Here is a 9,659-nt window from a genome sequence, read left to right as displayed (position 1 = left end):
GTTATGCCATAGCGACCCAGTTCGGCCGCCTGCACCAGCGTTAACGCAGCGATACCGGCCTTGGCAGCGGCATAGTTGGACTGACCGATGGAGCCCTGCAAACCGGCCCCGGAACTGGTGTTGATGATCCGCGCACTCAACTGCGCACCACCCTTGGCCTGCTCGCGCCAGTAACGCGCGGCGTGGCTGGCGATACAGAAGTGGCCTTTGAGGTGCACGGCCACCACCGCATCCCAGTCGGCTTCGGTGAGGCTGGCGAACATGCGGTCGCGACAGATGCCGGCGTTGTTGACCACCACGTCCAGGCCACCGAAGGTTTCGATGGCCTGGCGCACGATCAACGCCGCATCGTCGTAGCGGGTGATGTCGTTGCTGTTGGCCACGGCGCTTCCACCCTGCCCGAGAATTTCGCCGACCACGGCCAGCGCCGCTTCACGATTGATATCGTTGACCACCACTTTAGCGCCCTCGGCGGCGAAGGCCAGCGCGTAAGCCCGGCCCAGACCACCGCCGGCACCGGTGATGATCACCACGCGGTTCTCACAGATTTTCATGTTCCTGCTCCCTTCAAATACATCGCTTACAAGCGTTCGATAATCGTCACGTTGGCCTGGCCGCCGCCTTCGCACATGGTCTGCAAGCCGAAGCGTCCCCCGCTGCGCTCCAGTTCATGCAACAGCGTGCACATCAACCGGGTGCCGGTGGCACCCAGCGGATGGCCGAGGGCAATCGCCCCGCCGTTGACGTTGGTCTGTTCATGGGGATAACCCGTCTCCTTGAGCCAGGCCATGGCCACCGAGGCGAAGGCCTCGTTGATCTCCACCCGGTCGATGTCTTCCAGCTTCATCCCGGCTCGCTTGAGTGCATAAGCGGTGGCCGGGATGGGTGCGGTGAGCATCCAGATCGGGTCTTCGGCACGCACGCTGAGGTGGTGGATACGCGCGCGCGGTGTCAATCCGTAGCGTTTGAGTGCTGTTTCAGAAACGATCAGCATCGCGCTGGCCGCGTCGCAGGTCTGGCTGGACACTGCCGCGGTCACCCGGTCGCAGCCAAACAGAACGTCCAGTTCGGCCATTTTCGCCAGGCTGGTCTGGCGCGGCGTTTCGTCGTGCACAACTGCGGCCAGTGGCACGATTTCCCGGTTGAACCGCCCTTGCTCGATGGCCCGCAATGCCCGCTGATGGGACTCCAGTGAATAGACTTCCAGTTGTTCGCGGGACAGCCCCCACTTCTCGGCAATCATCTGCGCCGAACGGAATTGAGTCGGCGGTTGTGCGCCATAGCGCCGGACCCAACCTTCGGAGCCGCTGAACGGATCACTGAAGCCCAGCGGTTCGGCAGCGATCATGGCTGATGAAATAGGAATCTGGGTCATGGTTTGCACGCCGCCGGCGACGACCACATCCTGGGTGCCGCTCATCACCGCTTGGGCGGCAAAGTGCACCGCTTGCTGGGACGAACCGCACTGGCGATCGATGGTGGTGCCGGGTACCGCCTGCGACAGGCCGGCAGCCAGCCAACTGGTCCGGGCAATGTCCCCGGCCAGCGGGCCAATGGTGTCGACACAGCCGAAGATCACGTCGTCGTAATCGTCATCGGGGATGTCGTTGCGCTCGACCAGCGCACGCAAGACGTGGGCGCCCAGGTCGGCTGCGTGAATCTGGCTCAAACCACCCTTGCGTCGCCCGGTGGGCGTGCGCAGGGCGTCGACAATATAGGCTTCAGGCATGGTGTACCTCGGGGTAAATGTTGAAGTCGGGCACAGTCGCCGTCAGAAAGTGTTACCAGCACCCAGTGCTGGATTGCCGTCGAACAATGCCGCGCACATCCGCCCTTTGTGATGACCACGATCACCCCAGACCTTGTCCAGCGCCCAGGCGCGCTTCATGAACAAATGCAGGTCGACTTCCCAGGTGTAACCCATGGCACCGTGAGCCTGAATGGTGTTTTTCGCGGCGAGCATGGCGGCTTCCGAAGTTGCCAATTTGGCATGGGACACCAGCACTTCCTGTCCCGGTTGCTGCTCGGCCAGTGCATAGGCGGCGCGATACAGCGGCCCTTTGGCGAACTCGATCTGCACCGCGACGTTGGCCATCAAATGCTTGACCGCCTGAAACGAACCCACCGGTTTGCCGAACTGTTTGCGCTCAAAGGTGTAATCCACCGCGAGGTCGACCATGCGCTTGGCCAGCCCCAGCATTTGCGCGGCACAGCCCAGCGCGCCACGATTAAACGCGGCGGCCCACAAGCGCCGGCCCTGTTCACCAGCGGCCACGCAGGTGGCGGACGTTGGCGTCCAGTCGACCTGAAACAGCTGACGACTGGGATCGACCGACACATTGCGGGTCAGGCGCACCGCGCCAGGTTCGACCGCGTGCACCTCATCGCCATGAGCCAGCAACAGCAAATCGGCGACGTGAGCATCGCTGACCAGCGGGTTACCCGGCTCGGCAATCGCCAACCGTGCGCGGCCTTCCGCGACGCGCGCCAGCCAGTGCTGTTTGAGCACCGCGTGGCTTTCATCAAGGGCGGCGAGCAACGGCACGCCGATCAGCATCGTCTCCACCAGCGGCTCGGGCAGGCCGGCATAACCACATTCCTGAGCGAGCAGAATGAAGTCCAGCTCATTCATGCCCATCCCGTCTTGCTCTTCGGGAACGGTCAGCGCGGTCAGGCCCAACTCCACCAATTGGGCCCAGAGCTGATCGCTGCGCCCACTATCGCAAAGCCAGAGTTCGCGAATGCGCTCCGGGGTGACCTCGTTGATCAGAAAACACCTGACGTTGTCCTGGAACAGCAACTGGTCGCGGCTGAAACTAAAGTCCATGGTCTATTCCTCAGGCACGCGGCATGCCGAGCATGCGTTCGGCAATGATGTTGCGCTGGATCTCGTTGGTGCCGGCATAGATCGGTCCGGCCTGGGCAAACAGAAAACCTTCCAGCCAATGGCCGACGTCGCCCGCAGCAGGTGCTTCGGGCAGCAGCTCGCCACGCAAGCCGAGAATGCTCATGGCGGTGTCGTGCATGCGCTGATCGAGTTCCGACCAGAAGATTTTGTTGGTCGAAGACTCCGGCCCGATCTTGCCGCCCTGCACCAGTTTCGAGGCGGTCATGTAGGTGCTCAAGGTGTACGCCTCGGCGTCCAGCCAGGCGCGCATCACCGACTCGCCAATGGCCGGGTCACGGTCAGCCTGCTCGCGGTTGGCCTGGTACAGCTGCACCAGTCGCCGAGCGGTTTCCTGAAAACGTGCGGGTGAACGCAGCAGCAAACCGCGTTCGAACCCGGCGGTGGACATCGCCACATGCCAACCCATGCCTTCGCCGCCCAGCGCGTTTTCCACCGGCACCTTGACGTCGTCGAAGAAAATCTCGGCGAACCCCGGTAAACCATTGAGCTGAGGAATCGGCCGCACCGTGATCCCCGGGCTGTCGAGCGGTAGCAGAATAAACGTCAGACCCTGATGGCGCTGGGAGTGAGGGTCGGTGCGGAAAATGCCGAATACCCAGTCAGCCCACACGGCGCGAGTCGACCAGGTTTTCTGGCCGTTGATAACGTAATGGTCGCCCACCCGTTCGGCGCGCGAGCGGATTGCCGCCATGTCGGAACCCGCGCCCGGTTCGGACCAGGCCTGGGCCCAGATGTCTTCACCAGTGGCCATGCGTGGCAAAAAGCGCGCTTTCTGTTCGTCGCTGCCATATTCCATCAGCGTCGGGCCGAGCAGGAAGATGCCGTTCTGGTTAACCCGTGCAGGCGCACCAGAGCGGTAGTACTCCTCCTCGAAGATCAACCACTCGATCAAGTCGCAACCGCGCCCGCCGAGATCGATCGGCCAGGTGACCATGCCCCAGCGACCGTCGTTAAGCCGGTTTTCCCAGGCACGGTGCTCGGCAAAGCCTTGCTCGGTGTCGAACGATTGCAGCGGTTCGCGGGGTACATTGGCCGTCAACCAGGTCCGCGCTTCAGCGCGAAAGGCCTGCTGGGCCGGGGTGTATGTCAGGTCCATGAGAGTGCCTTCAGCCGTTGAAGTGGGCATCGCGCTTCTCGACGAACGAGTCGCGTGCTTCCTGTGAGTCCAGTGAGCGATAGGCCTCGAGCGTGAAGCCCTGCTCCCAGCGATATTTGTCTTCCAGATTGCCGTCTTCGATACCGCTCAGCGCTTCTTTGGCGAGGCTGATCATGGCCGGGCTCTTGGCGGCGATGGTGCGGGCGATCTGCAACGCGGCCTCACGCAAGTCCTCGCGCTTGACCACACGCTCTACCGCACCCAGGCGCCAGGCCTCGGCGGCGTCGATCATCTCGCCGGTGAAGTACATGTGACGGACTTTCTGCACCGGGAACAACCGCTGTAAATGCGCGCCGCCACCCATGGCACCGCGATCGACCTCGGGCACGCCGAAGCTGGCGCACTCGGAGGCCACCAGAATGTCGGCCGCGCCGCAGATGCCGATGCCGCCGCCGAGGACGAAGCCGTGTACGGCGACGATGACCGGTTTCGGGTTGCGGTGGATCGCCTTGAAACTGTCGTAGTTGCCCTTGTTCACCGCCACGATCAGGTTGCCGTCGGCGGCCAGTTCCTTGATGTCGACCCCGGCACAGAATCCGCGACCTTCGGCCCGAATCACGATCACCCGCACGCTGGCGTCGCGACCGAGGCCTTCTATCTCGCTGGCGATATCGGCCCAGCCCTGGCAATTGAAGGCGTTGACCGGTGGCTGGTTGAACACCAGTTCGGCAATGCCGTTATTGATGCTGACGCTAAATGGTTTCATGCCTTTCCCCTTCACGACACACGGCGGCACAGCTCGCCCAGACGCGCTTCGGCGTCACGGACGATCTGTTCAATCAATTGGGCGCAGCTGGGCAAGCTGTCGATGGACGCGGCGATCTGGCCGGCGGGCAGTACACCTTCGGCGGGTAACCCGTCGACCATGGCTTTCTGAATCACCATCGGCGCGTTGGCGGCCATGATGCTTTGCGCGGCAGTCAGCTCACCGCTGCCGCGCATTTTCAAAACACTGCCGAGCAGTTGCGTCAGGCTCATGCCACTGTGGCGGCGGTACGCCAGGCCACTCTGGAATGCCAGCAACAAGCGCTTGAGGCCACCACTCGCTTCAAGCTGGTTGAGCAATTCGTTGCGAATCATCCGTTGCGGCATACCGTCGATGGCGCGACTGATGATGATCGCCGCCGGGTCCTTGACCGCGAGGTAACGCGACAGGGTCGCCTGCGGCACCGGACTGTCGGCGCACATCAGAAAGCGCGTGCCCATGGCGATGCCTTCGGCGCCGTAGGCCAGGGCCGAGACCAGGCCTTTACCATCCTTGAAACCACCGGCGGCCACCACGGGCACCGAGACTGCGTTGACGACTTGATCGAGCAGCAACGAAGTCGGCACTGAGCCGGTATGCCCACCGCCCTCGCCGCCTTGTACGGTGACCGCATCGGCGCCCATTTCCACGGCTTTCTGCGCGTGCTTGAGCGCTCCAACGGTGGGGATGCACACCACGCCGGCATCCTTCAGACGGCTGATCATTTGCTTGCCGGGCGAGCGGCTGTAGCTGACCGCCCTGACGTTGTGGCGCAGCACCAGCTCGACGATCTCTGCGGCGTTGGCCTGGTACATATGAAAATTGACGCCGAAAGGCTGATCGGTCAGACGCCGGGTTTCGAGGATCGCTGCCTCCATCCGCTGAGGCTCAATGGTCGCCCCGGCGAGAAAGCCGAAGCCGCCGGCATTGCCCGTGGCCGCCACCAGTTTCGGGTCGGCGACCCAGCCCATCGCGGTCTGGATGATCGGATAGCGACAGCCAAGTAATTCGGTTAGGCGGGTATTCAAAGAGATCGCCATGCTCACGCCCCGCCCGAGGTGCGTTGCGAACGGGCCATGGCCTTGGCGTCATATCCGCCGAGTCGGTCACCCGACACCAGTTCATTGTGGGCGTGGGCGAAGTGGTGCAGGCCGAAGACCATGTCCATGGTCGCGCGCTTGCCCATCAGGTCTTCGGCGTTGTTGACTGCCTGCTTGCTCAATTGCAGACCGAGGCGCGGCATCTGCGCAATGCGCCCGGCGATGTCGAGGGTTTGCTGTTCCAGTTCATCTCGGGGCACTACCCGGTTGAGCATGCCCATTTGATAGGCGCGTGCCGCCGGCATGCGCTCGCCGAGGAACAGAAACTCCTTGGCGATGCGCGGGTTCAGCTCATGCACATGGGCGAAGTACTCGACCCCGGGAATGCCCATTCGCACCACCGGATCCGCGAAGTAAGAATCCTCACTGGCGACGATCAGGTCACAGACCCAGGCCAGCATCAGCCCGCCCGCGATGCACGCCCCCTGGACCATGGCGATGGTTGGCTTGGGCATTTCGCGCCAGCGGCGGCACATGCCCAGATAGACTTCCTGCTCTCGGGCGTAGAGAAACTCGCCGCCCGGCTTGTTCACATGGTCGTACCACAGGCTGGCACGGTCGAAGGTCTGATCGACGTCGCGACCCGGCGTGCCGATGTCATGCCCGGCGGAGAAATGCTTGCCGGCACCCCGAAGCACGATGACTTTCACCTCATCGTCATCGCAGGCCTGGCGAAACGCCGCGTCCAGCGCGTAGGTCATCTGCGAGTTCTGCGCGTTGTGGTACTCGGGGCGATTCATGGTGACCAGGGCCACCGCGCCGCGCACCTCGTAAAGCACCACGTCGGCCTCGTTCTTGTCGTTATGTTCAGCCATCACTTTTCTCCGAAACGGGGGCGCTCAGCGTTGGCCTGGCGGGTTGTCTTTGAGCTGGCTGGCACGCAGGTTGTGCGGGTCCAGGCGCTGGATCAGCTGCAATTGCTCGACGGTCGGTTCAGCCGTGATCGGGCAGTCTTGCGGCACATGCAAAGCAAATCCGGTGTTGTCCTGAACCTCGGCCACCGTCACGCCGGGGTGCAGCGAGCGAATGCGCATTTGCCGGTGCGGGCCGAGGAAATCCAGCACGCAGAGGTCAGTGATGATCAGGCGGATATCGATCTCGTCCAGCGACCAGCCGCGCGCCAGACGCGCCGGGTTGTAGCCGACCGAGGCGACCATATCGACCTCGCCTTCGACGAACACCCGACGGTTGTGGCTGGGTACGCAAAAAGAGTTGGCGTGGCTGATCGAGTTGCCGGGAAAACCGCGCACGCCGAGCATTTGCGCCTTGGGTTTGGCGTAATCGCCAATGCATGAAATGTTGGCCTGGCCGAAACGGTCGATCTGGGTCGGGCCCACCAATGCGTGGCGCTTGCCGCCCCACACGTTGTCAAAAATTCGCGAGAAACCCATCCAGCTGTCACGCTTGGGTTGATAGCCGTTGCGCGCGCCCAGCGGCACCGGTTCGGCGATCATGTAGGCTTCGGAGTCGGTCATCAGCAGCTGCGGATTGCTGCTGAGCATGCTCAATGAGGCGGCCAGGCGCGGGATCACGCCGATGCCGCTGGCCAGGACCTCGCCATCGTCGCGCCAGGCTTCGGAGGCGGCGCAGATCATCAGTTCGGCGAGGCTGTAAGTGGTAGTGCTCATCGCAAGGCTCCCTTAAAAAATCGGCAACGGCAGTTGGCGGATGGCAGCCAGGCCGCCGACCTTGTCCAGGTACTGTTCGTGGGTGCAATCGACGTAATCCCGGACATAGGCCTGCCAGCCATCGACGGCCTGCGCCGAAGCGTTGTAAGCCTTGAAGTGCGCCACGTCGAAACCGTACAGCGGCGCGCAGGAAGACGGATGCGCACCGCCCGGCACGTGGGCCACCGCGGTGGTCAGGTTGCGTTCCCAGAACACCTGATGCGCGTGCCCGGCATCGGCGTGGAAATACTCGCTGTCCACCAGTTCATCGCAGGTCACGTAGCTGTGAGTCGCGGCACGTACGAACAGGTCGTCCATGTAGTGATCGGGGCCGCTGATCTGGCAGACACCGCGCGCATCGGCACGGTCGACGTGAATCAGCGCCGCATCGAGCTTGAGCGCCGGCATCGCCACCCAGTCCTTGCCGTCGGCATAGGGCGAGGCAATCAATTTGATCTGCGGGTTGTGCCGCAGTACATCGGTGCCCAGGCCTACCGCCGTCGGAATAAACGGTACATTCATCGCTGCGGCCCGCAGACCGAGCAGGAGCATGCCTTCGTCGATTTCCATCACCTCCAGCGCCGCCTCTTGGCGTGCCTTGCGGAAGTACGGTTCCAGTGGAATGAAATCCAGGGAAACAAAGGCGAACACCAGCTTCCTGATCTTGCCGGCCGCGCAGAGCATGCCGACATCCGCACCGCCGTAGGCGACCACGGTGAGGTCCTTGAGGTCGGAGCGCAAAATCTCCCGCACCAACGCCATGGGTTTGCGCCGCGGCCCCCAGCCACCGATGCCGATGGTCATGCCGTCACGCAGTTGGCCGACCATCTCGGCCGTGGTCATTCGCTTGTCCATCGTCATCTTCCTCATTGGCGACCGACACTGAAGTCGTGGCCCCAGTGGCTGACCACTGTGCTTTCAAAAGGTGTGTGGCGATCCCAATCGACCACCAGGCCATCGCAGCCGTATTCCAGGTCAAACCCTGACGGCGTCTTAATGTAGAACGAGATCATCTGATCGTTGGTGTGTTGACCGAGGGTGGCCGAGAGCTTCACGCCGTTGGCCTGCACACGATCCAGGGCGCGACCGACCTCCTCCAGAGCATTGACCTCGACCATCATGTGCACGCAGCCGTGGGGCATCGGGCACTCGAAAATCGCCAGTGAATGGTGGCGGCCGTTGTTGCAGTGCAGAAAATGGATGCGTTTTTGCGGCTCGGCCGGGTCCGGGGTGAAGCGGACTTTCATCAGGTCGGACAGACCGAAACCGAGCACTTGCTCGTAGAAATCCCGGCAACGCTCGAAGCTCGGTGCCGGCAGTACCACGTGGCCCATGCCCAATTCGCTGGTGACGAAACCCTTGACCCCGACCGGCGAGACGAAGCGTGCGAAGTCCTTCAGAGGTCCCCAGAACAGTTCGTGACGGTTACCATCCGGGTCGCTGAAGTGCACCAGCTCCTGGACCTTGCGAACCTCGGCCTGGGCCACGGTGCCGCGGGTAACTTGCACATCGGCTTGTTCCAGAACGCTGACAGCGTGTTCAAGCGCCGCTTTGCCAGGCACTTCCCAGCCGCACGCACCGAAGCCGTTCTCAGCGCTTTTCTCCACCAGAATACGGTAGTGGCGCTCGTCCATTTTCAGGTAAAGCCGCTCATCGTCATCGCTGCCGGCCACCATCATGCCCAGCACCTGGCTTGCGTACTGACGCCATTGCGCCAGGTCGCTGGATAACAGGGTGACGTAACCCAGACCACGGATATCCATGGATGCACTCCTCGTTTTTCAGGCCGAGCCGCCCATCGGCGGCTGCCGGGGGAGACTTTATGTAGGGCTATTCAAGCGGGTTTGCGCAGGGGGAACATCGTCCAATGGGACTAGCGGAAATGAATGGCGCGGGCATAAAAAAACGGGCCATAGATGGCTAATGCCAGTCAGTTAAGCAATTTCAGCCGCGACGCACTCTATGTAGCAGCTGCCGAGCCCGCGAGGCTGCGTTCGGCTGCGTAGCAGTCGTGAGTCCGGCAGACACGGCCTACCTGACGCACCGCAATGTCTGGTTTTACGACTGCTTCGCAGCCGAACGC

At 62.5% G+C, this 9,659-nt stretch carries 10 protein-coding genes; all 10 read right to left on the bottom strand.

What is annotated here, in order from left to right:
* On the bottom strand, positions 1 to 554 hold a 554-nt coding region (locus tag WLY71_RS27530; RefSeq protein ID WP_347806070.1), incomplete at its 3' end, for an SDR family NAD(P)-dependent oxidoreductase.
* A 26-nt stretch (positions 555 to 580) separates the two neighbouring features.
* The gene (locus WLY71_RS27525; RefSeq protein ID WP_347806069.1) at positions 581 to 1,729 is read right to left on the bottom strand and encodes an acetyl-CoA C-acetyltransferase; all 1,149 of its coding nucleotides are present in this window, start codon (positions 1,727 to 1,729) and stop codon (positions 581 to 583) included.
* Between the two features lie 42 nt (positions 1,730 to 1,771).
* Positions 1,772 to 2,827: an acyl-CoA dehydrogenase family protein gene (locus tag WLY71_RS27520; RefSeq protein ID WP_347806068.1), complete on the bottom strand. Its 1,056-nt coding sequence runs from the start codon at positions 2,825 to 2,827 to the stop codon at positions 1,772 to 1,774.
* A 10-nt stretch (positions 2,828 to 2,837) separates the two neighbouring features.
* Positions 2,838 to 4,004 carry an acyl-CoA dehydrogenase family protein gene (locus WLY71_RS27515; protein WP_347806067.1) on the bottom strand — a complete coding sequence of 389 codons (1,167 nt, stop codon included), beginning with the start codon at positions 4,002 to 4,004 and terminating at the stop codon, positions 2,838 to 2,840.
* 10 nt (positions 4,005 to 4,014) lie between these two features.
* On the bottom strand, positions 4,015 to 4,770 hold the full coding sequence (locus WLY71_RS27510) for an enoyl-CoA hydratase family protein (protein WP_347806066.1): 756 nt from the start codon (positions 4,768 to 4,770) through the stop codon (positions 4,015 to 4,017).
* Positions 4,771 to 4,781: 11 nt separating this feature from the next.
* Entirely contained in the window at positions 4,782 to 5,849 is a 1,068-nt protein-coding gene (locus tag WLY71_RS27505) for an NAD(P)H-dependent flavin oxidoreductase (RefSeq protein WP_347806065.1), read from the bottom strand.
* A 2-nt stretch (positions 5,850 to 5,851) separates the two neighbouring features.
* A complete protein-coding gene (locus tag WLY71_RS27500; RefSeq protein ID WP_347806064.1) occupies positions 5,852 to 6,724 on the bottom strand; it encodes an enoyl-CoA hydratase in 873 nt (290 codons plus the stop codon).
* A gap of 24 nt (positions 6,725 to 6,748) precedes the next feature.
* A complete protein-coding gene (locus WLY71_RS27495; RefSeq protein ID WP_347806063.1) occupies positions 6,749 to 7,537 on the bottom strand; it encodes a CoA-transferase subunit beta in 789 nt (262 codons plus the stop codon).
* Positions 7,538 to 7,549: 12 nt separating this feature from the next.
* The gene (locus WLY71_RS27490; protein ID WP_347806062.1) at positions 7,550 to 8,431 is read right to left on the bottom strand and encodes a CoA transferase subunit A; all 882 of its coding nucleotides are present in this window, start codon (positions 8,429 to 8,431) and stop codon (positions 7,550 to 7,552) included.
* A gap of 11 nt (positions 8,432 to 8,442) precedes the next feature.
* Complete coding sequence (locus WLY71_RS27485; RefSeq protein WP_347806061.1) at positions 8,443 to 9,339, bottom strand: VOC family protein; 897 nt, start codon at positions 9,337 to 9,339, stop codon at positions 8,443 to 8,445.
* Between the last annotated feature and the right edge of the window lie 320 nt (positions 9,340 to 9,659).

Origin of the sequence: Pseudomonas rossensis, from assembly GCF_039888995.1 — a bacterium.
Lineage (GTDB): Bacteria > Pseudomonadota > Gammaproteobacteria > Pseudomonadales > Pseudomonadaceae > Aquipseudomonas > Aquipseudomonas rossensis.
This window is presented reverse-complemented; position numbering and strand designations above follow the sequence as displayed.